This window comes from Marinobacter shunpengi (assembly GCF_045449695.1).
Lineage (GTDB): Bacteria > Pseudomonadota > Gammaproteobacteria > Pseudomonadales > Oleiphilaceae > Marinobacter.
Genome location: NZ_JBJJKZ010000017.1, coordinates 165,111 through 192,020, shown reverse-complemented (window position 1 = coordinate 192,020; position 26,910 = coordinate 165,111). Strand labels below are relative to the sequence as shown.

At 58.3% G+C, this 26,910-nt stretch carries 28 protein-coding genes; 12 read left to right on the top strand and 16 right to left on the bottom strand.

Annotated features, from left to right (window positions below):
* Window positions 1-97: 97 nt before the first annotated feature.
* The gene (locus ACJO2E_RS16145) at window positions 98-499 is read left to right on the top strand and encodes a VOC family protein (protein ID WP_406965184.1); all 402 of its coding nucleotides are present in this window, start codon (window positions 98-100) and stop codon (window positions 497-499) included.
* Between the two features lie 42 nt (window positions 500-541).
* Here ACJO2E_RS16145 and ACJO2E_RS16140 read toward each other — a convergent pair whose 3' ends face one another.
* Window positions 542-745, bottom strand: coding sequence for a type 2 periplasmic-binding domain-containing protein (locus ACJO2E_RS16140; RefSeq protein WP_406965183.1), 204 nt, complete (start codon window positions 743-745; stop codon window positions 542-544).
* Window positions 746-846: 101 nt separating this feature from the next.
* Here ACJO2E_RS16140 and ACJO2E_RS16135 point away from each other — a divergent pair, with 101 nt between their 5' ends.
* Entirely contained in the window at window positions 847-1,074 is a 228-nt protein-coding gene (locus tag ACJO2E_RS16135; RefSeq protein WP_406965182.1) for an EamA family transporter, read from the top strand.
* 72 nt (window positions 1,075-1,146) lie between these two features.
* Here the strand turns inward: ACJO2E_RS16135 and ACJO2E_RS16130 are convergent, their stop codons facing one another.
* From ACJO2E_RS16130 to ACJO2E_RS16120, 3 genes are all read right to left on the bottom strand, one after another.
* Window positions 1,147-1,428: a helix-turn-helix domain-containing protein gene (locus ACJO2E_RS16130; RefSeq protein ID WP_406965181.1), complete on the bottom strand. Its 282-nt coding sequence runs from the start codon at window positions 1,426-1,428 to the stop codon at window positions 1,147-1,149.
* A gap of 5 nt (window positions 1,429-1,433) precedes the next feature.
* Window positions 1,434-2,603: a HipA domain-containing protein gene (locus ACJO2E_RS16125; RefSeq protein WP_406965179.1), complete on the bottom strand. Its 1,170-nt coding sequence runs from the start codon at window positions 2,601-2,603 to the stop codon at window positions 1,434-1,436.
* 272 nt (window positions 2,604-2,875) lie between these two features.
* Window positions 2,876-3,319: a DUF4124 domain-containing protein gene (locus ACJO2E_RS16120; protein WP_406965177.1), complete on the bottom strand. Its 444-nt coding sequence runs from the start codon at window positions 3,317-3,319 to the stop codon at window positions 2,876-2,878.
* A gap of 98 nt (window positions 3,320-3,417) precedes the next feature.
* Here ACJO2E_RS16120 and ACJO2E_RS16115 point away from each other — a divergent pair, with 98 nt between their 5' ends.
* The 3 genes from ACJO2E_RS16115 (at window position 3,418) to ACJO2E_RS16105 (ending at window position 5,494) form a co-directional block, all read left to right on the top strand.
* Window positions 3,418-3,783, top strand: coding sequence for an MmcQ/YjbR family DNA-binding protein (locus ACJO2E_RS16115; protein WP_406965175.1), 366 nt, complete (start codon window positions 3,418-3,420; stop codon window positions 3,781-3,783).
* Between the two features lie 16 nt (window positions 3,784-3,799).
* Window positions 3,800-4,132 (top strand): SMR family transporter, encoded by a 333-nt coding sequence (locus tag ACJO2E_RS16110; protein ID WP_406965174.1) that lies wholly within the window; start codon window positions 3,800-3,802, stop codon window positions 4,130-4,132.
* Between the two features lie 138 nt (window positions 4,133-4,270).
* Window positions 4,271-5,494 (top strand): esterase/lipase family protein, encoded by a 1,224-nt coding sequence (locus ACJO2E_RS16105; protein ID WP_406965172.1) that lies wholly within the window; start codon window positions 4,271-4,273, stop codon window positions 5,492-5,494.
* 7 nt (window positions 5,495-5,501) lie between these two features.
* On the opposite strand, the gene ACJO2E_RS16100 is transcribed toward ACJO2E_RS16105, so the two are convergent.
* The 4 genes from ACJO2E_RS16100 to ACJO2E_RS16085 form a co-directional block, all read right to left on the bottom strand.
* Window positions 5,502-6,089 (bottom strand): sigma-70 family RNA polymerase sigma factor, encoded by a 588-nt coding sequence (locus ACJO2E_RS16100; RefSeq protein WP_406965170.1) that lies wholly within the window; start codon window positions 6,087-6,089, stop codon window positions 5,502-5,504.
* Window positions 6,082-6,549 carry an ArsI/CadI family heavy metal resistance metalloenzyme gene (locus tag ACJO2E_RS16095; protein ID WP_406965168.1) on the bottom strand — a complete coding sequence of 156 codons (468 nt, stop codon included), beginning with the start codon at window positions 6,547-6,549 and terminating at the stop codon, window positions 6,082-6,084. The genes ACJO2E_RS16100 and ACJO2E_RS16095 overlap by 8 nt, the downstream gene beginning before the upstream one ends.
* Window positions 6,550-6,646: 97 nt before the next feature.
* The gene (locus ACJO2E_RS16090; protein ID WP_406965166.1) at window positions 6,647-7,084 is read right to left on the bottom strand and encodes a nucleoside deaminase; all 438 of its coding nucleotides are present in this window, start codon (window positions 7,082-7,084) and stop codon (window positions 6,647-6,649) included.
* A 133-nt stretch (window positions 7,085-7,217) separates the two neighbouring features.
* A complete protein-coding gene (locus ACJO2E_RS16085; protein WP_406965163.1) occupies window positions 7,218-7,547 on the bottom strand; it encodes a hypothetical protein in 330 nt (109 codons plus the stop codon).
* A 233-nt stretch (window positions 7,548-7,780) separates the two neighbouring features.
* Here ACJO2E_RS16085 and ACJO2E_RS16080 point away from each other — a divergent pair, with 233 nt between their 5' ends.
* Window positions 7,781-8,422 carry an HD domain-containing protein gene (locus ACJO2E_RS16080; RefSeq protein ID WP_406965161.1) on the top strand — a complete coding sequence of 214 codons (642 nt, stop codon included), beginning with the start codon at window positions 7,781-7,783 and terminating at the stop codon, window positions 8,420-8,422.
* Between the two features lie 18 nt (window positions 8,423-8,440).
* Here the strand turns inward: ACJO2E_RS16080 and ACJO2E_RS16075 are convergent, their stop codons facing one another.
* Window positions 8,441-9,202, bottom strand: coding sequence for a helix-turn-helix domain-containing protein (locus ACJO2E_RS16075; RefSeq protein ID WP_406965159.1), 762 nt, complete (start codon window positions 9,200-9,202; stop codon window positions 8,441-8,443).
* Window positions 9,203-9,436: 234 nt separating this feature from the next.
* Here ACJO2E_RS16075 and ACJO2E_RS16070 point away from each other — a divergent pair, with 234 nt between their 5' ends.
* Window positions 9,437-10,141, top strand: coding sequence for a PspA/IM30 family protein (locus ACJO2E_RS16070; protein ID WP_406965157.1), 705 nt, complete (start codon window positions 9,437-9,439; stop codon window positions 10,139-10,141).
* Between the two features lie 43 nt (window positions 10,142-10,184).
* Here the strand turns inward: ACJO2E_RS16070 and ACJO2E_RS16065 are convergent, their stop codons facing one another.
* The gene (locus tag ACJO2E_RS16065; RefSeq protein ID WP_406965155.1) at window positions 10,185-10,466 is read right to left on the bottom strand and encodes a YebG family protein; all 282 of its coding nucleotides are present in this window, start codon (window positions 10,464-10,466) and stop codon (window positions 10,185-10,187) included.
* Between the two features lie 229 nt (window positions 10,467-10,695).
* On the opposite strand from ACJO2E_RS16065, the gene ACJO2E_RS16060 reads away from it, so the two are divergent.
* From ACJO2E_RS16060 to ACJO2E_RS16045, 4 genes are all read left to right on the top strand, one after another.
* A complete protein-coding gene (locus ACJO2E_RS16060; protein ID WP_406965152.1) occupies window positions 10,696-11,715 on the top strand; it encodes an AraC family transcriptional regulator in 1,020 nt (339 codons plus the stop codon).
* Between the two features lie 32 nt (window positions 11,716-11,747).
* Window positions 11,748-13,061, top strand: coding sequence for an amidohydrolase (locus ACJO2E_RS16055; RefSeq protein ID WP_406965150.1), 1,314 nt, complete (start codon window positions 11,748-11,750; stop codon window positions 13,059-13,061).
* 296 nt (window positions 13,062-13,357) lie between these two features.
* Entirely contained in the window at window positions 13,358-14,059 is a 702-nt protein-coding gene (locus tag ACJO2E_RS16050) for a hypothetical protein (protein ID WP_406965148.1), read from the top strand.
* A gap of 59 nt (window positions 14,060-14,118) precedes the next feature.
* Window positions 14,119-14,727 carry an MSMEG_1061 family FMN-dependent PPOX-type flavoprotein gene (locus tag ACJO2E_RS16045; protein ID WP_406965146.1) on the top strand — a complete coding sequence of 203 codons (609 nt, stop codon included), beginning with the start codon at window positions 14,119-14,121 and terminating at the stop codon, window positions 14,725-14,727.
* Between the two features lie 39 nt (window positions 14,728-14,766).
* Here ACJO2E_RS16045 and ACJO2E_RS16040 read toward each other — a convergent pair whose 3' ends face one another.
* Complete coding sequence (locus tag ACJO2E_RS16040; RefSeq protein ID WP_406965144.1) at window positions 14,767-15,180, bottom strand: GFA family protein; 414 nt, start codon at window positions 15,178-15,180, stop codon at window positions 14,767-14,769.
* Window positions 15,181-15,371: 191 nt separating this feature from the next.
* On the opposite strand from ACJO2E_RS16040, the gene ACJO2E_RS16035 reads away from it, so the two are divergent.
* On the top strand, window positions 15,372-17,081 hold the full coding sequence (locus ACJO2E_RS16035) for a methyl-accepting chemotaxis protein (RefSeq protein ID WP_406965142.1): 1,710 nt from the start codon (window positions 15,372-15,374) through the stop codon (window positions 17,079-17,081).
* A gap of 33 nt (window positions 17,082-17,114) precedes the next feature.
* Here the strand turns inward: ACJO2E_RS16035 and ACJO2E_RS16030 are convergent, their stop codons facing one another.
* The 5 genes from ACJO2E_RS16030 to ACJO2E_RS16010 all read right to left on the bottom strand — a co-directional run bounded on the left by ACJO2E_RS16030 (window position 17,115) and on the right by ACJO2E_RS16010 (window position 26,678).
* Window positions 17,115-18,704: a hypothetical protein gene (locus ACJO2E_RS16030; RefSeq protein ID WP_406965141.1), complete on the bottom strand. Its 1,590-nt coding sequence runs from the start codon at window positions 18,702-18,704 to the stop codon at window positions 17,115-17,117.
* Window positions 18,705-18,879: 175 nt separating this feature from the next.
* The gene (locus ACJO2E_RS16025; RefSeq protein WP_406965140.1) at window positions 18,880-20,004 is read right to left on the bottom strand and encodes a hypothetical protein; all 1,125 of its coding nucleotides are present in this window, start codon (window positions 20,002-20,004) and stop codon (window positions 18,880-18,882) included.
* Window positions 20,005-20,049: 45 nt separating this feature from the next.
* Complete coding sequence (locus ACJO2E_RS16020) at window positions 20,050-20,973, bottom strand: hypothetical protein (RefSeq protein ID WP_406965138.1); 924 nt, start codon at window positions 20,971-20,973, stop codon at window positions 20,050-20,052.
* A 78-nt stretch (window positions 20,974-21,051) separates the two neighbouring features.
* A complete protein-coding gene (locus tag ACJO2E_RS16015; protein ID WP_406965137.1) occupies window positions 21,052-22,035 on the bottom strand; it encodes a hypothetical protein in 984 nt (327 codons plus the stop codon).
* Window positions 22,036-22,043: 8 nt separating this feature from the next.
* Window positions 22,044-26,678, bottom strand: a complete 4,635-nt coding sequence (locus ACJO2E_RS16010; protein ID WP_406965135.1) for a PAAR domain-containing protein — start codon at window positions 26,676-26,678, stop codon at window positions 22,044-22,046.
* Between the last annotated feature and the right edge of the window lie 232 nt (window positions 26,679-26,910).

Genomic DNA, 26,910 nt, shown 5'->3' with positions numbered 1-26,910 from the left:
GCCATAGCTCTAGTAGGATACTGTCTGTCAGCATCAGGAACGGCAGAATGACAACCCATCGTCCGCCACCCTTAGTCAGGCCAAATGGAGACGCCCAATGACTACCGCCCGCCCCTTCCTCATGTTCCAGCAAGGCCGTGCCCAGGCCGCGCTGGACCTGTATTTCGATACCTTCCCTGATTCCCGCATGGTGCATGTGGAACATTGGGGGCAAGGTGAGCCCGGCCCCGCTGGCACGATCAAGGTGGCCGTTTTCACCCTTTGCGGTCGTGAGTACCTGTGTTCAGACAGTCCGATGACCCATGATTTTGACTTTACGCCATCCATATCCATCTTCGTGGACGTTGATTCACTGGCGGAGCTGGAGCGGGTGTTTGGCATCCTGTCAGAGGGTGGCGAGGTCCTGATGCCGTTGGATGACTACAGCTTCAGCCGGCAGTTCGGCTGGGTCAATGACCGGTTTGGCGTGTCCTGGCAACTGAACCTCCCGGCCGAGTGAGGCCAGGAAAAGGGACCGTCGGGTTGTTGCGCGCTCTATCTGTCACGGGTTCATCGGCTGCCGGAACCCCCGCGCCCCCGCCACCAGCCAGTCCACAAACCGTTGCACCGCCGGGGGCGCTGTGCCTGAAGCCGGCAGGAGCAGGTCGTCGGTGAACGGTGTGGCCAGGGTGTATTCCTCACCGAATGGCCGCACCAGTATCCCTCTCGCCAGACAGTCAGCCACCACCGGATAGGTGGCCAGCATCACGCCCTGCCCGGCGATGGCCTGGTCCGGGGCGAGACTGTAGAGGGAATACTGGCGCTGCCTGAACGAAACGGTGGTTGTAACGCCTGAGGCACGGAACCATGCCTTCCTTCCAGACCCTGGTGATTGCCTTCGCCGCCCTGTTGCTGTGGTTCACTTTGCTGCGCCGCTACCGGGCCTCGCAACTCGGGGTCTTCTCGTTCCTGTCTCCGGTGTTCGGTGTGCTGTTCGGTGCGCTATTGCTGGATGAACCACTGACCACCAATTTCGTTGTCGGCGGTGTTCTGCTGATGATCGGCATTGTCCTGGTGACGCGCCAGAAAAAATAGAGAACGCTGGAGACTCGTACACAAACAAAACCGTGGCCCCGAGCCGGTCACGGTCAGCGGTCAATGATCAGGTCACCGACGCGGCCGAATCGTAAGCTCCATCCCAAAGCGCCGGAGAATCTGGTTCAGGGTCTGGAGGGTGGCGTTCTCCTCGTTACGTTCGATCGCGGAAATGGTGTTGGCGGACAGGCCGACTATTTTCCCGAAGTGCCCCTGGCTGAGGCCGGTCCACTCCAGGCGCATGCGCCGGATCGCCTGCCCGATGGAGATTTCCCCGCTATCCAGAAGCCCGAGGATTTCCTCACGAGACGCCACCCTCTCACTGGCACTCAATGGTTTTTTCAGTCGCGGCATACAGCTTACTCCCCGGTGCCCAGCATTCTGTCCATTTCAGCAATCACCTGGCCAATCACATCCACCTGCAATGCCGGCAGCGCCATCATTGGCGCGGGGGCCCCTTGCCTGACCAGTTCCTCCCGGAGCGGTGCCAGTTTCCGGAGTTCATCCCGGAATAACCCGGCAGCCCGTTCGGGCATGTCCGCCAGCGTGGTGATTACCTTGGGGTAGTTCGGGTCCATGCCATTACTGGCCCGAAGCTCCCGGGGCCAGACCGTGGTCCGGGCAATGCCTTCCGGGTCGAGCGCCATTGGGGCAAGGTCAAAGGCGGGTGCCAGGGCGATATCCTTTTCCAGCTTGATCAGCGCCGTGTTTCGCCCATGATTGTCACGGTTGGCGATAGCTGTGTTCAGTACATCCCGGATCAGGTAGTCCGCCAGCAACTGGTCTGGATCCGCGGGCTGGGTCACACAGGTTTTCATTCTGTCGAAAACCTGCTCATGATCCAGGGCCGCACCGTCGCCAATCCGTCCCACTAGGGAGTAGATGGATTCAACGCCATGGCGAAGGATCCCGTGGTGTGTGACCTCCCGGTCAAACCGGGGTAACCAGAGGGCATGTCTGGACTCCGTTTCCCACAGGCTGGAGTCTCGGATCGTGTTGAAATCCAGCGCCTCCAGGGCGGCGTATATGGCTGCCTCGCCTTGCAGGACGGCGATGTCATCGGCGGTTTTCCGTCCACGCGGAAACTTCACCAGCCAATGCCTATGTATTTCCGTCTCAGGAACCGTGCCCTCAAACGCAAACTGTCCTTTTCGGTTTTCCACCAGCAGGAGCTTGGGAGCATCCCCGCCGGCACCTGTACCGCCCCCAATGGCGAGCCCAAGCCCCTGGGCATAATCGATCACCCCTTCGGCGCGGGTGCTGATATCGTCGCGTGAGAACCACTGAACGCTCTGGGTTTCAAGGCTCTCCTCGAAAGCTTCGGCGGCCTCCCTGATGCGCAGATTGCCAATGGGCGCGATGCACCCTTCCGCCAGCAGCCTGGCATCGATGGCCTGGGCCGGGTCCCGCTCAAGGCCAAGCATTCTGATCCAGTGTCGCCGGCCGGCACCCTGGGGAATAATATCCCGCAGCACTGGCGCGATTTCGCCATCAACGTAGTCACCACCAAAGTGGCAGGGAAGGTTCACCCCAACCGCTGTCCGGTCGATCAGGTTTTCAGCCGTAAAGTCGCCCAAATGCTCAAGCGCTTCCACGATGTAGTGCGTCTCGTAGCTGAAACTCGGCTTTCCCAGAAGGCCGGACGATTCGTCATGAAACGTGACAACACCAGCGTCGCGCCATTTATTTTCCCAGTGTACTTGTAGTATGAGATTCATAGCGACCAAAAATTACAAGTTTGCTTGTAACTATAGTACACGCTGGCAATAACTCTACAAGTATACTTGTTATTTAATGCGAGTCAGCCACCACACTCATTCTGGACCCGGGCCCGGAATTCGCGGCGCAACCGCTCGTTTTCGTCATCGTCCACGTAAACGCGCTCGCCCTCGTTGTTGACCCGGTAGATACGGGACACGCTCTTCAGGTATTTCAGGCGTCCCCGCAAGGCGTCGCACCGGGCTTCACGATCGGCTGACATGGCCTCCGCCCGGGCCTCTCTCTCGTTGCGCTCGGTGCGTTCCTGCTCGCTCTGCTCCAGGAATTCCTGCATCCGCTGATGGCGCTCGCGGGCTGCTGCATCCGGCTCTGCGGGAGTAGGGTCCAGGTCAACTTCATCGGACATCGCGTCCGCCGGTGGACGGTCACCAAAGTGTGTCTGGCCGTTTTCGTCAACCCAGCGGTAGGTGCCAGCCAGGGCAAGGGGAGCGACAAGAAGGCAAAGCAGTAGCAGGAAGTTTCTCATGGGTCATCTATCCTTGACGTTATCGATCCTTTAGCGGAGATTTTACCTCGGCCAGTTTCTGTCTGGTAGAGCTACAGTCGAGGCGTTCACAGCACCCCATGACCTACGACGAATTCAACGACTATTGCCGCGCCCTTCCCGCCACCACCCACGTCGTGCAATGGGGCAATTCCGACGTCTGGAAAGTCGGCGGCAAGGTGTTTGCCATCGGCGGCTGGCAGAAGGACGAACAGCCAGCTTTCACCTTCAAGACCTGCGACCTGGACTTCGAGATCCTGAAGGAGCAGCCTGGCTTCCGGCCCGCGCCTTACCTGGCCTCGCGGGGCATGAAATGGATTCAGCAATATGGGGTCACTGACACCGGCGACGATGACCTGCGATACTACCTCCGGGAATCCCACCGCCTGGTTTCACTGGGGCTGACCAGGAAGAAGCAGCGGGAACTGGGACTTAATACGCAGTAACAGGAGAAGGTATCCCGTGAAAAACTGGCTGTTCCTGGGCACCGCGATTATGGCCGAAGTGGTTGCCACATCCAGCCTCAAGGCCAGCGTCGGCTTTACACGCTTCTGGCCCAGTGTGATTGTCGTGATCGGCTACGCCGTAGCCTTCTATTTCCTGGCGCTGACCCTCAAGGCCATTCCCGTGGGCATTGCCTATGCCATCTGGGCGGGTCTGGGCATCGTACTGATCACCCTGATCGGCTGGCTGTTGTTCGGCCAGAAACTGGATCCCGCCGGGGTGATCGGCATGGGGCTGATTGTTGCGGGTGTGGTGGTGATCAATGTATTTTCGAAGGGGAGCCTACATTAGGAAAAGTCCGAGGCATGCCCCCGGAATCAACCTGGTCAGGCCGCTGGATACCCCCGATGCATGCCATGCTATAGTGAAATCGCGTTTTCTGCCCGGCACATCCCGCCGGCCAGCCACCCGCGCCCAGGACGCATCGCCATGACCTCAGACCATGGACGTGGAAGCCCCATTGAATCCCGCGACACCCCGCCCATATCCGCGGACCTGATCGGCACCAGCCGCCTGATTGTCGCCGGGTTTGATGGCGTGACCGATGTTGTCGAAGGCATGCACCGTAATGTTGCCGGGCTGGCACCGCTTGTGGGGCCGTCCCGCGCCGGGCCCACCCGGGGTATTACCGGCCTGGTCTATCGCAACATCCGCCGGGTCTCCACGCTGGTTGGCTGGGGTCTGGATACAGGCCTGGGCCGGTTGTCACCACTGCTGCCCGTTCAGGACCCTTCCCCACAGCGGGAGGCGGCCCGCTCTGTGGTCAATGGCGTACTGGGCGATTATCTGGTGCGGTCGGGCAACCCACTGGCTATTCCCACCCGCTTTCGGTCCGGTGGCCGGCCTCTCGATCTGGAGCGCGGGGCGCTAGAGTCGCGTTTTCCGGAACCATCGAACCGACTGCTGATCCTGGTCCATGGCCTCTGCATGAACGATCGCCACTGGCAGAAAAAGGATCACGATCATGGTTCGGCACTCGCGCGCGATCTTGGCTATACGCCCCTGTACCTGCATTACAACAGCGGTCGCCGGGTGACCGATAACGGTCGTGACTTCGCCGACCTGCTGGAGGACCTGGTCAGCCAGTGGCCCGTCACGGTCGAGGAGCTGGTGATCCTGGGGCACAGCATGGGCGGACTGGTATCCCGCAGTGCCTGCCGGTGGGGGCAGGAAGCCGGGCACCACTGGCCGACACGTCTGAAGAAGATCGTTTTCCTCGGCACGCCCCACCATGGGTCGACACTGGAGCGCCTGGGCAGCGGCCTGGATTTCCTGCTGGGCATCAGCCCCTACAGCGCTCCGATCAGCCGAATTGGCAAGGTTCGCAGCGCAGGCATCCAGGATCTTCGTGAAGGCAATATCGGTGATGCAGCCCATGACAGAAACGGTATCCCCGAACGCTTCCCACCCGGCACCCAATGCTACGCAGTGGCCGCAACGAACCAGCCATCCCCCTCGGCTTTCCCCTGGATCGAACGAGGTGATGGTCTGGTCCCCCTGAAAAGTGCCCTGGGTCAGCACCGGGACAGCGCTCGCTGCCTGCCAGTCCCGCCAGAACGGCAGGCCGTCTTCCATGGCCTGAATCACTTTGACCTGCTGAACAACCGGCAGGTCTACGAGCGCCTTTTGCAGTGGTTTGGTCGCCAACAGTAGAAGCAGGCTACTCGCGCCGATGGTAATCCAGCACTTCTCCCGTCCGGTCCACTTCCACGTGACAGCAGTCCAGTACTTTTTCCCGAAGCATCGCCCTGCCACGGCTGACGCGACTTTTGGCGGCGGATGAGGACAGCCCGGTGTCGCGGGCCCAATCCGCCACACTCCGACCCTCGATGGCCGTGGCCAGCAACGCCTCCCGGTACTTCTCGGGCAGTTCATTGATAAACGGCTTCAGGCACAGCGCGAGGGTCTGCTCCGGGGGCAGGGAAAAGGGCGCCCCTGCCTCCAGGTTTTCGGGGACCTCCGCCGTGGGGCGTTCACGGCGATAATGGTCAATCAGGGTGTTGCGGGCGACCCGATAGAGCCAGGCGGAGAGATTGGTGGGCCGCTCACCCTGATCCAGGGCCCTGGTGGCTTTCACGAACACTTCGTGCAGCAGGTCTTCCGCCAATGATGGCTCGTGGACATTGGCGCGAAGAAAGCCCAGCAATCCCTTGCGCAGGGCGCGATAGGCGTCGTCCACCTCCGCCGCAGGCCGGTGGGCTGCCCCGCTGTCAACGCTGTCCTGTACCAGCGCGGATTGACTACCCACAACAGGTATTTCCCTTTGCACCATCTGATGCCCTTTCCTTCGCATTCAATGTGCCTGACTCAGGGCTGTCCGCAAGAGCGGGTGCGACCCCGAAATGGCGTATCTCTCCCATGGTGACGAAATGCTCCCAGGGCAGGCCCTGCGGATCCATCAGCCAGTGCTTGTTGCTGCTTGCATAGCAGCACTGGGTAGCGCCTTCATCAAGGATGGCCGCGTCCGCTTCCCGGGCACGCTCCCGCAACTGCTCCAGCTCGTTGTCATCATCCATCTGGAACCCGAAATGATCCAGTCCTGACGAGGCACCACGGGTTGAAATGGCAAAGTTGATGCGGGGATCCTCCAGCATCCATTTGGCGTAGTCGCCCTCCTGTCGACTGGGCGCCTGCCCGAACAGGGTGGAGTAGAATCGGATATTCGGTTCCAGGTCCTGAACCGACAGGTGAACGTGAAAGCGTTTCATCAGGTATCTCCGTCTCTGGTTGTGCGTTTGTGGTATCGCTATACCTAAGACGCAGCTTTACCCGAATGGTCGCAGACTTTTTCGGGGCATCCCTGCCTCACACCCCGATATCCTCATTCCACAACTCCGGCCTGTCCCGGATAAAGCGTTCCATCATCTCGATGCAGGCCTCGTCGTTGAGGACTTCCAGTTCCACGCCCCGATTTCTGAGCAGATCTTCCTCACCCCGGAAGGTTTTGTTCTCGCCGATAACAACGTGGGGAATACCGTACAGCAGGATAGCGCCGGAGCACATGGCGCAGGGCGACAGCGTGGTATAGAGGGTCGAACGGGCGCAGACGTCGGCGGGGTGGCGCCCGGCGTTTTCCAGGGCGTCCATTTCGCCATGGCGGATGGCACTCCCGTACTGAACCCGCTGGTTGCGACCGGAACCCAGCACCTTACCGTCGCACACCAGCACGGAGCCAATGGGAATACCTCCTTCCGCCAGGCCCTTCTCTGCCTCGGCCATTGCCAGTTCCATAAACCGGTCCATGATGCCTCCATAACGGACGGGGTTTATATCGAACATAGCACAGGACGCTGACTTTCAGGCCATACTGCCACTGACGGAGAACCGGGGTGCGGATGTGGCCGCACCCGTCATGGGCTGCCGCGCGTACTCCTGGTCAACGGGCTACGCGACTGAGGCCTGCACTCTCACTGTAGGCATACAGACGGCCCTGGTGGATGGCATCAGCCAGGTCGTCCACCAGTGCATTCAGGTTCGGCGGACGGGTCCAGGGCTTGCCGTGGACCAGTTGCCACGCGTCATAGAGAGCGTAGTTGAACGGGTCGCGGCGGGTATTGCGGGCGATGCGCCGCAGGGTTTCCAGGGCGTAGGCGCGATCATGGGGAAACGCTTCCGCGCCGGACTGGGCGCCATATCTGGGCAGGCAGGTGAGTTCGTAAACCTGGTTAAGAATATCGTGGACCAGAACCGGATCCTTGCTGATCATCCCTGACTCCTTTCATCTTTGCATCAATGCCTTTAACTGCCTGGCTCGGTGTGGTTTTGCTGGCATGGCCCCTTCCTGGGCCAACTGATGCTATTCGACCACGGGACTGGTTGTTTTTCAAGCGCTTCCTGCCGTAAATCGTAAGGCAGTCGCGATACCCTATATGAGTGTTCCTCCCTGTGCTCTCCCGGGATAGGATGACCTGACCAATGTCATATCGAGGAGGACATGCCATGGCAGGACAGGAGGCCACCTGGGACCCGCAGGAACGCTGGCAATCGCTGTTTCCCGACCAGCCACCCGCAGCGCTACAGGACAGCTACCAACGACTGCGCCTCCGGTACGACGAACCCCACCGGGCCTACCACACCTTCGAACATGTCAAAGCCTGTCTGAACCACCTGGACCAGCACCGGGATCAGCTACAGGACGCCCGTGCCGTGGAACTGGCGCTGTGGTATCACGACGTGATCTACAACCCCCGCGCCAGCGATAACGAGGCACGCAGCGCCGACTTCGCCGTCGATGAACTGACCCGCCTGGGAGAACCCATTACCACCATCGAACGGGTGAAACGGCTGATTGAGGTCACCGAACACCCCTCCATTCCCCGGGATGACGACGAGGCCCTGCTGCTGGATATCGACCTGGCCATCCTGGGGGCACCAGCGAACATGTACCAGCGCTACGAGGACCAGGTGCGACAGGAATACCGCTGGGTGCCCAGCCCCCTCTACCGGCGGGGGCGGAAGAAGGTGCTGGCGGTCTTCCTGGCCGCGCCGAGCATCTATCATTCCCCACCCTTCCAGACGCAGCGGGAGGCGCAAGCCAGGGACAACCTGATCCGTGCCCGCGAACAACTGACCAAAAGGTAGCGCGTTTGCCTGAATGCGTTACTTCTTACGTGGATAGGGCTTGCGAGCCTCGGGGCGTCGATATTTGGCGAAAACCTCCATCTCCCAGGGCCGTATGGCCACCACCAGGCTGACCCCGAATCGTTCCCCCAGGGGCAGCGCCTGATCTTCCTGGTGGCAGTGAAGGAACTCCTGAGCCAGCCGCCGCATTTTCTGGTGGACCGAGTCCGTGGAATGAGTGGAGAGCATGCCGTTCAGGAACAGCCGGAATTCCCCCGGTCCGTTGAAATCGCAATTGAAGAAATCCGGCTGCACCTTGGCTTCGATGAAGCGCTGGAGCGGGCCATTCTTTATCCAGGAAAAGTCGTGCCCCACCAGCGGCTTGGTGCGGTTACCCGGCAACAATTCCAGCAAGCCCATACGATCGAGCCGTGCCACGTAACCAATAACCTCGGTCTCGGTCAGATCGTAGTTGGCGTGGATCTCGGACACCTGCCAACGGTTCAGGCTGCACATGGCCACCAGCACCAGGCGGTCGTCCGATACCAGTTCCTGCTCCTGTTCCAGGGTCAGCTGCTGGATCCTCGGTTCCGGCTTTAACTCCCGTACCAGCTCGCTGATCTCCAGGCCCATCAGGCCGCAGACCTGATCCAGGCGCCGGAGCGAGAACTGCCGTTCGGCGAACAGCCGCTTCACGCTGGCCTCGGACAGGTCCAGGGCCTCCGCCACCTGGGCGTAGGTCAGGCCGTGTTCCTTCAGGCGTCGTTTCAGCACTTCCACAATGGCGACGGTTTGTGCCATCGGGCAATCCTCCTGCCTTTGTTTATCCCAAAAGTACCATTATCCAATACCACCGGACCAACAGGACGCGACTTTTTTGATTTTTCTCGTCTGTCCTGAAAAGCCCCGGCACAGTGAATCCATCGTCGGCATCAACAACAAAACGTGAGGAAAGGACGATGGACAACGAACGGAAGAGCCATTCCGCCTCTCGAGTATTTTTCATCACGGTGTCATTCGGGGCGGAGTAACACCATGAGCATCTGGACCAAATTCAACACCCTGCTCCGGGCATCCGCCGAGGAGCCCTCCGCCAAACGGGTGGACGCCGATGCCGTCCGCATCTTCGAACGGGAACTGCAGGACGCCGAGCAGGCCATGGGCCGCTCCAGGCGGCAACTGGCCTGCCTGATGGCGGAGAAGAAGTTCCTGCAACGGGACAACGACTCGCTCCAGCTGGGCATTCGACAGCGGGAAGACCAGGTGGCCGACGCCCTGGCGAAGCGCCATCAGGACCTGGCCATTGAACTGGCCGCCACCATCGCCGAAGACGAGAATCTGCTGACCCGGCAACAGCAGCATCTTGACCGCCTTCAGCAACAGGAGACCCGGCTGCGCCGTCAGCTCCGGGATATCGCCCGGGCCCGGCGCCACTACCAGTCGGAACTGCGGATTGCCCGCGCCAGCCGGTCCGAAGGGCGGGTCACCGTGGAGCTGCGGGGCTACCAGGACGGGATGAGCGACCAACTGGCGTCAATGGACCAGTCCATCGCCCGCATCCGCGCCCGGCAGGAACACCTCCACGCCATGGACGATGCCCTGACGGAACCGGACCACAACATTGGTAACCAATCCCTGGACGACAGGCTTCGCGCTGCTGGCATCGACACCGGCGACCAGCGGGCTTCGCGGGTACTGGAACGCATCCGGTCCCGTGGGCAACCGGAACTGGCCAGTTAATCAATGAAGGCGCGGAGCACTCACTCTCCGCGCCCTATAAACCCTACCCCTCCGTGGTTTCCGGCTCGTTGAGCAGGTGGGGTTTCTTCAGGGCCTTCTGGAACAGGTCCTTGTTCTCGGCGATGGCCAGGGCACAACGGTCAGCCGTCCCCTCATCCAGTCCTTCCACCTTGCGGGTCAGGAACTCGCGGATCTCCTCGGATAACTCCAGCACCCTGTCCCGGGCATCCGCCTCGGACTTGTTGGAGAACAGCAGGGTTTCCGGATGCTTCAGTGCCATGTCCAGCCCATCCTTATCGGAGAAGTAGACTGCTTGTACCGCCATGGTAGTGCCTCGCAGTGTTGGTTATGAAATACTGGTCAAACGTACAGTATATTGAATGACACCTCAAGGCGGAGGTTCCGGGAATGCAGGGCCGCCCTGTGCCGATTTGGCGCCGATTGCACTTGTGCGGGAGAGGCTCCAGCCTGTAATTTCGCTAGACAGGATCACAGGTAAAGGGCTCTCCTGTGACCAAGGTCCGATGCCCCGATGACAAGACCATAACAACACTATGCTGCAAACCAACCCCGTTGCGTCGATGTCCATCGAACACTACCTGACCACCCTCAAGGGGCTGGGCCGGGTGGTTGAAGCTCCGCTGCTGGAGCAGGCCCTGGAACGTCTGCCGAGGCTGTCCGGCCCCTCCGCCAATACCCGGATTCCCCTGCACCACCTGCTGGAACTCCACGAAGGCATCAGTGATCGCTGCGCCGATCCGCTGTTACTGGTACGGGCCTATCAAACCCTCAACTATGAACCCCGGTTCCTGGCGCGGACATTCATGGCGGGGGCCACAAGCCCGGGCGATGCTCTCTCACTGGTCAGCCGTTACACCAAGGTGGGGTCCGACCTGTGCACCATCGAGCTGACGACCGGACAGCAGACCGCCAGCCTGCGGGTCCTCCCCGCCACCGGCTTCTCCGATGCCCGGGAACCGCTTGATGCCATCACCTATGGCTTCGCAAGGATACTTCCGTCGCTGGGCATACCCCGCATTGACGCCATCAGGCTGGACCACATGCCATCAGGGGTGGTGCAGGACCACTACCGGCAGCTCTTTCCGGCCGATCTGGTGTTCGGGTGCCAGGAAAGGGCCATTGAATTTCCGGCGGAGTATCTTTCACGCCCGCTCGACTGGCATACCATTCCCGCCGAGAAGCTGGCCCGGCGAGAACGGCGACTGAACCAGTTGCAGGAACAGCCCCAATGGCGGGAATCCGTCGCCATCCTCCTGCCCCTGCTGTATCGGCTCGGCGAAGCCAATATCGATGAGTGCGCCCGTTTGCTGGCGGTCAGCCGCCGGTCCCTGCAACGCCGCATCCGGGCGGAGGGCTACAGCTTCCGGGAGCTGCTGGATGAGAACCGACGCAAGCTTGCCGCCAATTACCTCTTGCGGGGGTATTCCAACGACAGGACCGCCGCACTGCTGGGCTACCGCCAGCCAGCCCAGTTCTATCGCAGCTTCCGGGAATGGTATCGCTGCTCACCCTCGGAGTATCGAGAGATCCCCCGGTCGAGCCTCAGCCAATAATCCCCAAGTAAAACCACAACAAGGAGAACACCATGCGACACCTCTTGCTGGGTACCACCCTGGCCTGTACCGCCTTCGCCTCCCCCACCATCCTGGCCGACCAGTCACTGACCGATCAGGTTATTGAGGGTGCCGCCGGCGTGCACGAAAAGGCCATCGAATGGCGGCATGATATCCACCAGCATCCTGAGCTGGGCAACCAGGAGCACCGCACCGCCGAACTGATTGCCGAGCACCTTCGCAGCCTGGGCATGGAGGTTGAAACCGACATCGGCACCACCGGCGTGGTGGGCGTCCTCAAGGGTGGCAAACCGGGACCGGTGGTCGGCCTGCGGGCGGACATGGACGCCCTTCCGGTGAAGGAGGCTACCGGGCTGCCTTATGCCTCCGACGTGATCCAGGAATACCAGGGCAAGGAAACACCGGTCATGCACGCCTGTGGCCACGATGCCCATGTCGCCATCCTGATGGCCGTGGCGGAGAACCTGGCCAGTGTGCAGGACCAGTTGCCGGGCACCGTGAAGTTCATCTTCCAGCCCGCCGAGGAAGGCCCCAGCGACTATGTCTATCAGGGGGAACGTCATTTTGGTGGCCGTCTGATGGTGGACGAGGGGGTACTCAAGAGCCCGGACGTGGATGCCATCTTCGGGCTCCACGTCACTTCCAAAGCCCCCACCGGCATTATCAGCTACCGCAGCGGGCCCACCATGGCCAGCAGCTCCGACCTGTACATCACCGTCAATGGCGAGCAGACCCACGGTGCCCAACCCTGGGACGGTGTGGACCCCATTGTCGCCAGCGCCCAGATCATCAACGGCCTGCAGACCGTGGTCAGCCGACGGACCAACATCATGCCGGCCCCGGCAGTGGTCACTATCGGCACCATCGAGGGTGGAGCACGCCATAACATCATCCCCGGTTCCGTGGAAATGAGTGGCACCATCCGGACCTTTGACGATGATGTGCAAAAGCAGGTGAATGAACACATCACCCACACGGCGCAGCACATTGCCCAGGCCACCGGTGCCGAAGCCGAGGTCAATATCGTCGACAACTACGCCACCACCGTGAACGACCCGGCCCTGACGGCACAGATGCTGCCCACCCTGAAGAAGGTCGCCCCCAACCGGGTCTTCGAGGCACCGCTGGTTACCGGTTCCGAGGACTTCTCCTACTACGCGAAGGAAGTGCCGGGCCTGTTCTTCTTCCTGGGGGTCACCCCTATGGAGAAGATGAAGGGCGCCGCCCCCAATCATTCGCCGGAATTCCTCGTGGATGACAAGGCGCTGGTTACCGGCATCCAGGCACTCTCCGCACTGACCACCGACTACCTGACCAGCCGGTAAATCCGAGAACATGCCCGGTCCCTCCAGGTAAGGGGCCGGGCCCCTGATATCGGGTCGTCCCCCTCGCCATTCCAGCGATTCCATCCCGAACCTTCCCTTTCAGTCTTGGCCTGGCCATGAGCGGATGGTAATGTTTACCGGACTTGCAGGAAGCAACCAACGGTCACGCCATAAAGGACTCCGGCCCGAAAGCTCCGCCGCCATCCCTTTCCCGTCGTTGTTTACCGTGCGTCCTGCACAATGAAGCAGGGCTCTGTCCTATGACGGACCCAGAGATCGAAACGAAAGGAACCCCGATGAAAAAGCTGTTGCCCTCCCTCGCCCTCATCCTGCTGATGAGCACCCAGGCCCTGGCGGTTGAACGTAAGCCGCTGGCGGATGTCCCCACCGACGAACTGACCGAAGATACGCAAGTCATGCCCAAGGGGGCCGGCGACGATCACGCCGCGGTGGTGTGGTGGATTCCCAAGGAATTCTGGCAGGCCATCCTGTCCCGGGACACCTTCTCCAGCGAGGCGGACAAGCAGGCCACCATCGATGCCGTCAGCGGTGTCTCCATTCTGGGGGTGGTGCAGGCGGACATTACCCAGATGGGGGCCTTCAAGTTTTACCCCATGCAGGAAATCGAAGACACCATGCGGGTCACCTTCACGCCGGAAGGCAGTGATCCCATCGTCCTGAAGCCGATGAAGGAACTGGACCCCGACCTGGAAATGATGCTGGGCGCCTTCCGCCCGATCCTGGCCGGCGCCATCGGCAACCTGGGCAGCAATCTCCAGTTCTTCGTCTATGACGACAAGCAAGCGGGCTCAGACCGGCTGCTGGATCCCTACAGCACCGGCACGCTGGACGTCGACCTGACCAAACGCAACGGCGATGCAATGGAGGGCACCATCGAGCTGCCCCTCAACTCCCTGTTCATCCCCCGCAAGTGCCCGAACGGCAGGGATGCACATATTTCCTGGGATTACTGCCCGTGGTCGGGGGAGAGGCTCTGACTCCACGGGGGCCGCTCGAACCCAGTCGGCCCTCAAACCCCATTCGGAAGTTATGAACGATGAACCTTTCCAGTGTTGATCAAGTACGCAAGATCCTGGGCGAACCGAGCCCCATGGCTGCAGGCAAGATCTACGATCACCTGAATGAGCGCATGGTGCCGTTTATCCAGCACTCACCGCTGATCATGGTCTCCACCGTTGATAGCGATGGCTTCCCCACCATATCGCCCAAAGGGGACGAGCCGGGCTTTGTGCACGTAGAAGACGCGAAGCACCTGCTGGTTCCCGAACGCAAGGGCAACAAGCTGGCTTTCTCCTTCCAGAATATTCTTGAGGGTTCGAAGGTGGGTCTGCTGTTCATGGTGCCGGGTACCACCGAGGTGCTGAGAGTCCATGGCACCCCAACGCTGGTGCACGACAACAGCCTGAACCAGCAACTGACGTCCAAGACGCAACAGGCCTTGCTGGTGATGCGCTTACAGGTAGTGAACGCGTACTTTCATTGCGGCAAGGCGTTGATTCGTAGTGGTATCTGGAATCCGGAAACTCCCAGGCAACGTGTGAAAGTGTCTTTCGGGCAGGAGATTGCGGAAAACCGGAGTCTTACCGAGATAGAAGCAGAGCAGATTGATGAGGGGGTTCGGGAGCGGTATCAGACGGATATCTGATACCGCTAACTGCAAAAGCCCAGGCAAAATAAAGAACACTCACCTTTTCGGTGGGCGCCCGCCCTCCAGCCGCGGCAAATCATCGATAATCGGCCACCAACTGGCCTTGGATCCGACATAGGCATGATCCATCAGCCTGAGTGGAGGTTCCCCGTCCAGCGTTCCGGCACGAATTCGAACGACACCCGGCAGGCTTTCCAGACGACTGAGAATAGGCGAGCCGCAACGGTTGCAGAATACCCGCTGCTTACCGGGAGACGATTCAAAGACCTTGAGCAGATCTTCTCCCTGAGTCATCGAAAACTGGTCGGTAGGCACGGGGATGTTGGTCACCAGCGCTGCGCCCTGGGCCTTTCGGCATTGCTGACAGTGGCAGATCTGGACGGGAGCCAGTTCTCCGCGGATTTCGTACTGGATGCCGCCGCAGAGGCAGCTGCCGGTGTAGTGCTCCATAGTGTCAATTCCCTTGGTGTTGTTACGTTAGCCCCGGTACGTGAGCTGGCCATAGCCAGCTCCGAGCGTCGCTTCAGGTTACATATGGAAACGGATAATGGTATCAGGCAGGGCTAGACTCTCTGTTCCGTGTCCATAACAACTGCTGTCGCCATACCAGCGAACGTTTTCCTCATACAAGGTAATGTGCCATGTCGTCCGAGTCCACCATCACCCATACGACATCCGTTTCTTCGACACTCTCCAGCGGAACAGGCCCGAATCTGAGCTGGGACCACCTGACCTGGGCTGGCCTGCAGGTGATCACCGCCATCGTTCTGTTTACCCAGGCAGAGGGCTGGCTCCGCTGGCTCGCCGTCGCCCTGGGCGTGGCCGGTATTGCCATGCTGCTCGTCCACTTCCGCCGCAGTGCCGGTGGTGGGCGCCAGGCATTGGTCACCGTGCTTAAAGGCATCAACGAGGATCAGGGCGACCTGTCCCGCAAAGTGTCGGTCGACCAGGGCACCGATGAAACCGCCGACCAGTTCAACCAGTTTGTCGAGCGCCTGCGCCAGACCCTGGAGGATCTTCGCACCCAGACCATCAAGGTCACCCTGTCCGCCGCCCACAGCCGCAAGCTGGCGGAAGAGACTTCAAAGGACGCCACCCGGCAGGAGTCCTATTCCGAGACCATCTTCAGTTCCAGTGAGGAGTCCTCCTCCGCCATTGACGAACTGGCGCGACGCACCACCACCATCGCCGAGATGAACTCCCGTAACCTGGAGATCGGACGCGAATCGTCAACCGAGCTGGGCGAAGCCGCCCGGTTAATCACCCAGGTGAGCGAGATGATGGGCGAGTTCCAGGGCACGGTGGGTGAGCTGCAGGGCACCTCGACGAGCATCCAGACCATCCTGCGCACGGTTCAGGAGTTCTCCGAACAGACCAACATGCTCGCCCTCAACGCCGCCATCGAAGCCGCCCGGGCTGGCGAGCAGGGTCGGGGCTTTGCCGTGGTGGCCGACGAAGTCCGTACCCTGGCTGTCAAGGTAGGCGGCGCGGCGGACCAGATCAACGACCTGGTCGACAAGATGGGCAAGGTGGTGGAACGAACCTCCACCGAAACCGAAGCCATGATGGAGCAGGCCGACCGGGTCCAGCATTCGGTCGAGTCTTCTTCCGGCCACTTCCAGAACATGATTGGCGACTTCGAGAGCTCCCACAACGACCTGCTGCAGATCAGTTCGGCGGTGGAGGAACTGTCGGTGGTCAACCGGGATGTACATGGTCGTAGCACCGAGATCCGCGAGCTGGGCCAGCGCATTCGCGAGAGCATGCAGGATTCGGACAACCGCACCAGCGAACTGGTGGACGCCGCAGATGAAACCCTCCACAAGCTATGCCAGTTCCGTATCGGTCGAGGCCGCCTGGAGGAGACCCTGGAAAAAGTGGAAGCCCGCCGCGATCGGATCCAGGCGGAAATCGCGAAGCTGGTGGCCGATGGCGTCAACATGTTCGACCGCAACCACCAGCCCATCGCCAATACCAACCCGCAGAAATTCGATGTCAGCTATGCACGGGCCTTCCAGAAGGCGTGTCAGTATCTAATCGACGAGTGGGCGAAGGAAAACGATGGCACCCTCTATTGCCTGCCGCTGGACAGCAAGGGCTACGTGGCCATCCATCGCAGCGAACTGTCCCACGAGCCCACCGGCGACCCGGACGTGGACCTGCAGAAGAGCCGCCACATGCGCTTCTTCCAAAGCCGGGATATTCCCCATATGGGGCGTTTCAAGCTGCAGAGCTACATCCGCGATACTGGTGAAGTCATGTTCAACCTGTCGGTTCCCATTGAGCCGGACGGGCGCTACTGGGGTGGGCTGTTTATTGGGTTGCCGGCTTCTGTGCTTGGGATTGAGTGAGGGTGGGGGCAGTGGCCCACAGCAGTTATCGATTCAGAACTGGGCCGTCATCCAGACCAGGGTAACAACAATACTAACGGCCAGGACCAGATAATTCAGTATCTCGCGGCCAGCCCCGGTCTTGTCAGCAGCCTTGGGGTAGGCACTCACCAACCGATCCACATGAGCTGAACGCCGAAGCTCGTACGTGGTCTGCCAGCTACTTGCCCGGGCCCCCTTGTACCAGGGTTCCGGGAAGTCGATAAGTTCCTTCGGCACCAGCACGCCACCGGCATCATCAAACAACTCCATGACGTCATCCACAAACAACTGGTTCCGCCCGGGCATCATGGAGGGCACCTCGGATTCAGGCACATTGATGCGCTGTAAAGGCTCGCAGGCGTAGTTCCCCCTGACCTGCCCCTGCAGCAATACCGGGATATCATGGTTACCACACCGGAATCGGGCGAGACAGGGAAAGCGTGGATCCTCATAGTCCGGCTGGAAGATGAGATCTGCGTTGTCGGGCCTGAATGGAAAGGACCGCTCAAACTGCTCGTTGTCCAGATAGAACCTTTCTCCAAGTCTTCGACCATTCTCGAACATCCGCCAGGACAGCTGCCTGACCAGCCTTTCCCGAAAGGCCCCTGAAACGGCGTGCTTCCCGGGCTCATCCGGTAGACCGGGGTTCGCCCTGAAACTGGAAGCAGACACCAGCATTCCCTCGTATGGCATCAGACTCCCGAACCGATCCGGGACATTCAGGTCCACCTCCCAGAACGTCTCGTCCATGTCACTGTCGTCGGTTGGCTCGTATAGGGTAACCACCAGGAATAGCTCGCTTGCAGGCGGCACCAGGTATTTGTCCACAAGCTCCCGCACTTTACCGAATCCCGCCAGCCACTCCTGCGGCACCAGGGTTTCCGTACCCTTGTCCTGTTCGGGCGGTTCAGGTGGAGGTGCGTCCTCTTGCGTACCAAGCAGGGGCGTTTCCCAGCGCCGGAAAAAGGCCTGGGCACTGGCCGATAGCGAACTTACGGGTAAGGCAGACTCCGGCAGCTCCGGCAGATATGGGTTACCCCGCCAGTCGAAACCATCATCATAGACATAGAGCGTTGGCGTTCTCCCGGCACTGTCATTGTTGCCGAGCGTCACCTTTTCCCAGCGCTGCACCGCGCCCTTATAGGGAGCGGGCTGGTCCACACTCGCCTCGAAGAACAGAGGGTCGGAACGGTAAGCGATCTCCTGTCCTTCCTGGTCATGCACGACTGCGGTGTCGGCGAGCAAGTGAAGCGTCGTACCTTCAATCATCTTCCCCGGACCAACCCAAAAGATCGCAAAACCCTGGACGACGGCATTGCGTGCCAGTTCAGCCAACGGGACAGCTTTGACGAACAGCTCACCATCGCTTTCAGGTACGGTAGCTGTATCCACAAACGCGGCGATTTCGTCTTGCTCCGTTGAGGACGCGTAGGCCTTTTGCCGGCCAACATCCATCAACGCAGGAATTTCACCGCCGGACTTCTCCCGGACGAATAGGGTGTAGAAGGGGTGGTCACTCCACTTCTTTAACAGACCGCGTTCGTCGTTGCGGAGAACGGCTGCCCGGAACTCTTCAGGGGTATATGGGGTGGCGACGTCCATTGTCATTCCTCTTGTCATCCATGAATATTTATCGTGGTAGCGCTCTGTGTTTTACGAGCTGATGAAGCGCCATTTCAGTTGCTTCCTGGATCCACCATCCGGGATTAGTTGACCACTGCAAGGTTGGCAGTCTTCCCACCAACGTATGGGGAGTGGACCTTTGTTATCACACGCTTCACGCCGATATCACCCCATTCCCTTCCCCGGCGTAGACCTCCGCAAACACCTCTTGGGGCAAGCGCGATGGCTGGGCCTGTTGTTTCTCGCGAACCTTCCGGCTCAGGCGCGTGAGTTCATCACTGGGCTTTGACCAATCACTTTCCGGTAGCGCTTCGGACCATTCCGCCATCTGCTCAGGCACGGCACGGTGGGTCAGGGTCTTGATCTTGTTGGCCTCCCATTCCACCAGACGGTTGGGTATGGTCCAGAAGGTCATCACGTGGTACAGATACCAGCCGGCGAAATAGAAGATGCCAGCCTCGCCGTCCCGGTACTGCTGGTGCAACCGCTTCCGGGCGTTGCGGAACACGTGGACACCTTCCCAGGGCGGGTCGTCCGGGCCCTGGAGGTCCAGCGGGTCCTGTATTTCCTTGAGGGTGTGCACCTCGTATTCCATGTAGGCCCGGATCGCCTCCCAGTTGCTGATGGCCTGGGCCAGGCCGTAGGTCTCGTACTCCAGGGTGTACTTCTCGCCGGTGTCCGGGTGGTAGAACCCGAAGCCAAAGCCGTACTGGCGCTGCACGCCGTATTCCGTCACGCCCCGGGCCTCGGTGACCCAGGCCACCAGGTCTTCCCAGGGCACCACGATGGGCGCCTTCTCCCCCTTGGGCACAAAGCAGGCTTCCCGGCGCTGTCGGTGGAAGCGGGTAGGCACCTTGTACATCAGGTGGCCATGGGCTTGCCAGCGAGGCAGGTACGCTAGAAATAATGCTCCAAGCCCACCAGCAACAGCGATCCACCACATATAGTCGAATAGTTGCCAAAAGGCCTCAATCGCCCGAACCATACCGACCCCCTGGAGCAGGCCTATACCTGCAATACCCAAGGGGGTAATAAATGCCAACATTATGAACACGCCAAACGGCCCACCAAGCGTCGCCTGCCAACTAAAAGCCGACGGCACCCCGGTACCAAATTCCAGGTAGGCATCGTTCACCTCGCCGATGGCGTGGGCATGATCCACGGGGGGTAACCCGGTGGGCAAGGGCTTTGGCGACAGAAACGTCAGCTTCCCGCTGGGAAACGGTTCCGTCCGGCCCGCCCGGGGCGGGATTTCCTTTCCATCATTGTGTTTGCTCATGGGTTATCGAGGATCACTACACGCATGCCACTGGATATGGCGGCACTATACCTCACCCCGATAGGACATAACCTCTTCAAACTGCTCGCGTTTCTTCTGCTTGAACGTTTCATCATCCATATCACGCCAATAGCGTTCCGGACGATTCGTTTTCTGATCGTATTCGACCGTTACCGGGTCCAGGTGTCGATACTCCTCAAGGGCCGGGATATCGGGGAGCGGCTTGGTGACATCCATGTAGTTCTGCAGGAACTGCCAGTAGGCATAGCACATGACAGGATGCTTCTGGGGTGCAAGAGCATCACCGACGAAAGCCTCAAGATCCTTCTCGCGATGGAAGAACTCGAAGCGATAAAGTGCCCCATGCCGGTCCCCGGATATCCCGATCCAGGGTGTAAACGCCGTAAAAGGCTCTTCGATGATTTCGGGTTTGCCCCGCTTGACGAACGGAATCTTTCGTGGGTACTTCCAGATCTTGACCATTCCAGTACGTCGATTGATTTCCCATTCCGGGCCTCTGCCGGATCGGATGAAGAACTTTGGAAAGGTGGTTATCAATAGGTCTGTACCTTTCCACACAAGAAGAGGAGCACCATTAATGAAAAGCAGAAACTCTAAAATCTCACTATAATGAAATGATGGATCATCCCTTAGAATTAAATAAAGGGGAATAGACGTCAATATCGAAACCGGGATCGAAGCAAAAAAACCAACCTTTGCCACTATATTAATTATATTAATAAATGAACTAAATGCTGAGAGCCTGGCAAACCTCAAACAGGACTGATCAAAACGACCCTCAAACCCAATCTCACCTGAAATATCGCCTTCTTTCTCGTACCTTCTCAAAGTTTTAGGGGTATTCTTTGTAAATATAGTAGGTGGAACAATATCTTTCGCATCGCCCCAATGGAGCCGCTGTTTGAACATCTTCCTGACTGTAGAAAGATCCCCTTCAGTCGTCGTCAAATCAACTCCTTTTGGCCTTTTTAATGGCTCAATATGCGGTGACGGTTCACCCACAAGTCAGTCATGGCTTTCCCAGAGTTAAATTGTGTTGATCCGCCGGACCTGCTGCGCCATTTCCTGCGCTTTCTTCTCAAAGGTAGCCATGTCCATATCCCGCCAGTAGTGGGCCGGTCGCCCCACTTTTTCATCATGCACCGCCGTTACCGGGTCCTTCTGCCGGTGCGGTTCCAGGAAAGGAACATCCGGTAACGGGCGACTCACATCCATGTAGTTCTGCAAGAAGTCCCATAGGGCATGGCATTCTTCGGAGATCCGCTGGGGGCCGATGATGGTGCCGACGTTGATGTACTCACCACTGATGCGATGCCTCATTGTGAAATGGTACCAGGGACCATACTGGTCAGCCGCTGCACTGACCGAGGCCTCGTAATCCGTGAACGGGTGCTCCGTGATCTCGGGCTTGCGTCGGCGTGAAAAGCGGCGCGGGTAATGCCAGACCCTTACCATGCCGGTTCGGCGGTTGAGTTCCCATTCCGGGCCCCGACCTTTTTTGCCTAGCCAGCCTGGGAACAGGGTGAGGATAACTATAGGAATTATCCACATCGCTAACGGTATGCCGGAGGTAATCACAAACATACCCCACATTTCAACTAAACCTTCAGGAATATCCCTCCACTGATCTTTTACTAGCCACGTTAAAAAAAAACCAACCAATAGACTTAAAGGCGTTAATACATAAAATGCGATCCGTCCGATACTCTCTGAGACCATAGCCGCACGGATACGAAAGGGATAGGGGGCATGCAGGATGCACTCGTGGTCTTCACGACTTTCGTTTTGTATCTGCCGGTCCAGATCGGTTTCCTGGTGGAGGTTTCGGAGTTTCTCCGGCGTTTTATGACGAAACAGAACCGAGGGGATCACATCCCCGGCGTCTCCCCAGCGTAGGCCCACACTGCTGGACTCATCGAACCAGCTCTTCTTAAAGCGTCGCTCTCTGTTAACTACTTCGGCATCCCGGTCTGAATGGTAGGCCATCGACGAATAATACTGTGCGTCCATATTTTCCCTTAAGCCCCCTCTGGCAACGTCAGCCTTGTGTGATGCCAGAAATGCTGGTCTTTATCGGAATAATCCGGCTTTGTATGCTCTTCGTTCTTCTCGTCGTAGGGCAGGTTATCTTCAGGGTCCGGGCCTGGAACGACAATGAAGTCATCGTCCTGATAATGCAGCTTAAGCTGGGCGCTGACCTGCCAAGAGTACTCTTTTATATGATACTCGTACTCCAGATATTCCTTCTCCGTGTTCAGTGATACCGGGACTTTCTGGGTCAGCTTTGATGGATGATCGATATAGAAAGCCAGGCCGTCATTGGTCCGCTCTTCCCAGAGAACAACAAGGTCGTTCACAAAATGGTCTGGTACTGGCGTTCTTCTCGAAACTGACCATCGACTTGTATCGACACTGGCAATATCTTCCACATAGATCCTTTTCAGTTCCTCGACCAGGTCCAGCTTTACTGAAAAATCGTCACTGACAATACTACTCTGTAACCCAATCGCCGGGCTCCTGATCACTATTCTTGCGTTGCTCTTTGCTATTGCCGCGGCCCTGTCACTTTGATCTTCAACTTCTCCTGACTCAAATGACTCAAGTCTGGCGCTTACCCCCATACACACACTGAGCAGGCTTTGATAGGCTTCCTTGCTCCTTTTGAGGGCGTCCACGCCATCCTCTGGTCCGAAAGGCCCGTTACGCAGCCATACCTGGATGGGTTGGTCGCTGTAGGCAAACAATAGCCAGACACCCACTGCCACGGCAGCAACGCCAACGGCCAGCCATCCCAATGGCCCCATCATCAGGAGCACCCCGCTTTTCCCCATCAGACCAAATACCGTGAGGGAGACAACCCCGGTTGCGATAAGGCCGTTGGCGGCGGCTACAGCCGGGTTGCCCAGGTTCAATGCGTAGGCAGCATCCATTGATAACGTAACTGCCGTTATCGCGGCACCAATAACGCCGAGGGCCCCATTCAAAAGCAATCTCTTGCCTAGACGTTCTGCAATCTTTTCAGCGACCTTTCCCTTAAAAGCTTCACGGTGAAGAAACTCGGTTCTTCTGGCTATCAATGATCCATTGCTGGCAAATCTATTTGAGATTGTTACTGATAAAAGAGCGACATCATATGTCGCTGAAAGGCCTTTCAGGCCACCACGAATTGGGCTTATGCGGAGTTCTCGCTTAATACCGGAACCCATACTAAATACATTGAAAGCTTCTAAAAGCAGAGCCCCAATTGGAACTATCGGATGGCTTAAAGCACGATAAACCTTACTGGATGCTTTCGCGGCAGCCTTGTTGGCGGCTGACGTCGAGTCATTAGCTGCCTTCTGTGCATCCTTGGTCAGATCAGAAAGTCGGTGGCCTGAAGCCTCCAGCCTGGCCTCAAGCTTTTCAAGGTTGATACGCCTGTCCAACTTGGTTTTGGCCAACTCGGTTCTCTGTTCTACGGTGTTCTCCAGCTCAGTCTGCAGGACAGCGCCGGGCCGGGTAAAAAGCGTGTCTTTTGCCAGCTTTTTGGCCTCATCCAGCTCATTTCTTAACTGCACATACTCCGTTTCGGCTTCGGACAATTGCCGCAATGTCTTTGCTGTTTCTTCATTTTCCGGCATTGTGAGTACCTTTACGTCTGCACGGTACTCTTGGTAAATCCCCTTGCCCTGAGCGTGCAAGGTTTTTACTGCCACCTCTTTGTCGGCCTTACCCTCCAGGGCGGCTTTATAGAACCTTTCATAATCCCTGGCGATTAACGCTGCCGGCATGCCCAGGACGAAGCTCTGCTCAACAACCGCCTGGGAGTAGCTGGTCAGCTTCAGGTTTCCGAAGTTACCGGGCATACTGCTTCGCAGATAATGGGCAAGGCGTATGGTGTATTCGGACCTGAGTGCCAGTGTCCTGGCTCCCAGTTCCTCAATGGCCTGCGCCCGACTGGCAATCTCGGCATCCAGCTCCTGCATTTGTCTGGCCAATTGCGGGAGCTGTCTTCTGTTATCCTGTAGTTTTCGAATCCTGTGCTCTTTATCCATTAAATGCCGGAGTTGATTATTCTCCGCTTCTTCCAGCCGTCCGATCTCTCGTCTCAGCTCGTCTGCCTCGTTCTCTATCCGTAGCTTCTTTGCCTGTTCCTCACTCTGGAGCCTGACCAGTTTTCCGTGCTCCTGCCTGGCCTCCAATGACTTTTTATTGGCCTCTTCCAACGCACTGATCAGGTTGCCCTGAATGGTCATCAATAGACTGGCCATTGGTTTTAGGCCCGCCAAAGCCACTGAAGCTGTCATCTCCAGCTCAGCGGCCTGCAAGACAGACAATCCATCAAGGGTTTTCAGGCTGTCCGCGTCCGGGAGTTCTGCATCCTCCAATGCGGCCAGTTTCGTTGCCTGGTAAATGCCACGACTGGACCGGTACGAGGCACGATCTTTATCCAGGTCTTCCTCAGTGGGGCCCTGGTAGGGCTGGGTCAGATCATCCTTTTTCATGTCAGGGAACAAGGCCAGGTACAAAGCCCCCCTCCCTCCTTCAGCCACATCACTGACCCAACGTTTTCCACGATAGGCATGGATGTCATTCACCGGGCCACTGAGTGCATCGCATTCGAAAGGCTCTTTGCTTACCGTCTGGAATACACTGGTCATAAAGCTGAATGCGCCCAGGTAATCGCAGTCGTAGTGGGTAAACAGCTCGACGATTTCGTTTTGCGTGTGGGAGTCGTTCAGCAGCTCAATCAGTTGGTCCTGTACTTCCGCTAGGTAGGCCACCGCCATACCGCGCTCATGCTCAGCCATGGAGAAGGACAGCAACTGCTTGCCCTTGTCATCCATCTCATCCTTGTGTTCATTGAAAGGACTCGGCTTTCCACCAATCTCTTCCGGGACCACCACCGTGTTGACCAACGATGCGGAATCGAAAAACTCCCTCTCCTTTGCCCTGCGGACGGCCGCATCAGCGAACCAAGCTCCGGCCTTATGTCTTTCCAGGAGATACCGAACGCGATAAAGGCGATCCTCCAGGCGAATGACGCCAATCTTCCGCTCCTTGATTTTGTCGATAGGAGCGTATTTGACAGGCGCCTTCTCCCAGTTGGGGAGATTGTCGTCCACCCCCTCAATGTCCAGCTCCCTCATGGTGCCTGCCAACACATTGCATAGCGCATTCATCTCGGGGCGCTTGTCTTCAGGCACGGGAGCGTATGCACTACTGTCCTCGTGCTGGCTATGCACGTTCAATGCTTTAGAGGTCTCATCGTCTTCATACAGACCGGATTTGGTGAGCAGATATTCCTCAGGCCGATCATAGTCGTACTCAATACCGGGCGCGCGCGGCCGTTGGCGGTCAAGCACCGATGCCGGAAGAACATGAGATCGAAGAGGTCTGGTGAAGTGATCAACTCCGTTAGCGATATCCTGATCGCGAATTTCCATTTCAATGAGATCGCAACGTTCATCTATATGGTTGGTATGGCGCTCAAAAAAGTTCACCCGCTCGCCAGTCCACTGAGACTCAGCGAAAGCCACCCGCATAGTTTGCCAATAGTTGAGGACACGCGAGGGCAGCCAGATCTCCTCAAGCGCCACACCGGTAACCTCTCTGTAGCGTTCCTCGAACTTACCGTCCTCCCCCGTGCGGTAGGTATCCAGCGGGACATCCCGGTAGTGGGGCGTACCATCTTCGGTAATCGTGACCTCAACCTCTCGCCAGAGCTTGCTCTCATAGAAAAAATAGAGAAACCCTGCCCGACAAAGGACATGATGATGGGGGTTTGTGTCTTTAGGCGGTTTTCCGGAAACCAGCTCTTTCTTTGGCACACCGGCAATCAGGGTGGATGCCACCACGGGAACCACCACGTGCTTCTGGCGATCGTCCTGATCCTCGTCCTGATATTCTATCGCTCTCGCCTGATGCAGGAAGGGCACCCTGATGGGGTCGCCAGACTCGGTGGCAATCTCCATAAACAGTCGCCGATCATCCTTCTCTTCAGTCCAATCCCATCGATATATGACAGAATCATCCGTTGGCTCCCGACTCAGCTTACCGTCAAGACTGACAGGGTCAGGGTCTAAACCCTGGTAGTCGAAAAAGCAGAACTTGTGACCGTCCGGATGACTTCTACCCAGAACTTCCACGATCAGCTCACGGTCTTCATCATCTGCAGCAGGCTGCGACAGGAGCGACTTATCCGGCGATGGGGTCGTCCCTGACTGGCTCCTGACAGGTGCAACGGTGTTCTGGTTACTGTCGGTAATAGTGTCCTGAGTGCTTTGGGTAACGGATGGCCCAGAATCCGCCTCACCTGCCTGCTTCTCCATAGGCTCCGCCAACATCTCGGCCAGGAGACCATCGTAAGGGCCGCCCGAGGTTTTCTCACCGACAGAAACCGTGCTGTTCCCCTCCACTACTTGGCCACCGTGAGATGTCATGCTCCCGACATAGGCCACAGGCTGCCCCTCACAGAACACACCGGCTGATCCTGTTTCAATAGTATCCGAACCGCACTCGCAGGCCAGCTTGTCGGTTACCCGGGCAATAGGCATGCCGCCCGAATGGACAGATCCCGCCGCTTTGAAAATCTTGCCGCCTACATGATCCTTGCTGCCCGATTTCTTTGGGCATACGTGGTAGCAGGTCAGAAAGGCAATAGGGTTTCCCATGATCACAACTCCCTGTGAAGCTCAATGGAGATTCGATTCAGATCCAGAATCCTGTCGGATTACTTTATTGAAAAATATTGATAAAAAAGAAAGGAAGCACGGAGATTGGGGTGCTTGATCAGAAGCGATCCACCGCACTTCCCTGGCGAGGGTGCGATAAACAATGGGGGTAGCAGCAGGCTGTCCCATCCTGGGTTTCCTCCGTGAAACGTCCTTGGTTTGATTCCATTAC

Excerpts from the sequence above, each read along its gene's own strand:
- ACJO2E_RS16145 (WP_406965184.1), top strand. The coding sequence starts at position 98 with ATGACTACCGCCCGCCCCTTCCTCATGTTCCAGCAAGGCCGTGCCCAG.
- ACJO2E_RS16140 (WP_406965183.1), bottom strand. The coding sequence starts at position 745 with ATGCTGGCCACCTATCCGGTGGTGGCTGACTGTCTGGCGAGAGGGATA.
- ACJO2E_RS16135 (WP_406965182.1), top strand. The coding sequence starts at position 847 with ATGCCTTCCTTCCAGACCCTGGTGATTGCCTTCGCCGCCCTGTTGCTG.
- ACJO2E_RS16130 (WP_406965181.1), bottom strand. The coding sequence starts at position 1,428 with ATGCCGCGACTGAAAAAACCATTGAGTGCCAGTGAGAGGGTGGCGTCT.
- ACJO2E_RS16120 (WP_406965177.1), bottom strand. The coding sequence starts at position 3,319 with ATGAGAAACTTCCTGCTACTGCTTTGCCTTCTTGTCGCTCCCCTTGCC.
- ACJO2E_RS16115 (WP_406965175.1), top strand. The coding sequence starts at position 3,418 with ATGACCTACGACGAATTCAACGACTATTGCCGCGCCCTTCCCGCCACC.
- ACJO2E_RS16105 (WP_406965172.1), top strand. The coding sequence starts at position 4,271 with ATGACCTCAGACCATGGACGTGGAAGCCCCATTGAATCCCGCGACACC.
- ACJO2E_RS16095 (WP_406965168.1), bottom strand. The coding sequence starts at position 6,549 with ATGAAACGCTTTCACGTTCACCTGTCGGTTCAGGACCTGGAACCGAAT.
- ACJO2E_RS16090 (WP_406965166.1), bottom strand. The coding sequence starts at position 7,084 with ATGGACCGGTTTATGGAACTGGCAATGGCCGAGGCAGAGAAGGGCCTG.
- ACJO2E_RS16085 (WP_406965163.1), bottom strand. The coding sequence starts at position 7,547 with ATGATCAGCAAGGATCCGGTTCTGGTCCACGATATTCTTAACCAGGTT.
- ACJO2E_RS16080 (WP_406965161.1), top strand. The coding sequence starts at position 7,781 with ATGGCAGGACAGGAGGCCACCTGGGACCCGCAGGAACGCTGGCAATCG.
- ACJO2E_RS16075 (WP_406965159.1), bottom strand. The coding sequence starts at position 9,202 with ATGGCACAAACCGTCGCCATTGTGGAAGTGCTGAAACGACGCCTGAAG.
- ACJO2E_RS16070 (WP_406965157.1), top strand. The coding sequence starts at position 9,437 with ATGAGCATCTGGACCAAATTCAACACCCTGCTCCGGGCATCCGCCGAG.
- ACJO2E_RS16065 (WP_406965155.1), bottom strand. The coding sequence starts at position 10,466 with ATGGCGGTACAAGCAGTCTACTTCTCCGATAAGGATGGGCTGGACATG.
- ACJO2E_RS16060 (WP_406965152.1), top strand. The coding sequence starts at position 10,696 with ATGCTGCAAACCAACCCCGTTGCGTCGATGTCCATCGAACACTACCTG.
- ACJO2E_RS16055 (WP_406965150.1), top strand. The coding sequence starts at position 11,748 with ATGCGACACCTCTTGCTGGGTACCACCCTGGCCTGTACCGCCTTCGCC.
- ACJO2E_RS16050 (WP_406965148.1), top strand. The coding sequence starts at position 13,358 with ATGAAAAAGCTGTTGCCCTCCCTCGCCCTCATCCTGCTGATGAGCACC.
- ACJO2E_RS16045 (WP_406965146.1), top strand. The coding sequence starts at position 14,119 with ATGAACCTTTCCAGTGTTGATCAAGTACGCAAGATCCTGGGCGAACCG.
- ACJO2E_RS16040 (WP_406965144.1), bottom strand. The coding sequence starts at position 15,180 with ATGGAGCACTACACCGGCAGCTGCCTCTGCGGCGGCATCCAGTACGAA.
- ACJO2E_RS16035 (WP_406965142.1), top strand. The coding sequence starts at position 15,372 with ATGTCGTCCGAGTCCACCATCACCCATACGACATCCGTTTCTTCGACA.
- ACJO2E_RS16030 (WP_406965141.1), bottom strand. The coding sequence starts at position 18,704 with ATGGACGTCGCCACCCCATATACCCCTGAAGAGTTCCGGGCAGCCGTT.
- ACJO2E_RS16025 (WP_406965140.1), bottom strand. The coding sequence starts at position 20,004 with ATGAGCAAACACAATGATGGAAAGGAAATCCCGCCCCGGGCGGGCCGG.
- ACJO2E_RS16015 (WP_406965137.1), bottom strand. The coding sequence starts at position 22,035 with ATGGACGCACAGTATTATTCGTCGATGGCCTACCATTCAGACCGGGAT.
- ACJO2E_RS16010 (WP_406965135.1), bottom strand. The coding sequence starts at position 26,678 with ATGGGAAACCCTATTGCCTTTCTGACCTGCTACCACGTATGCCCAAAG.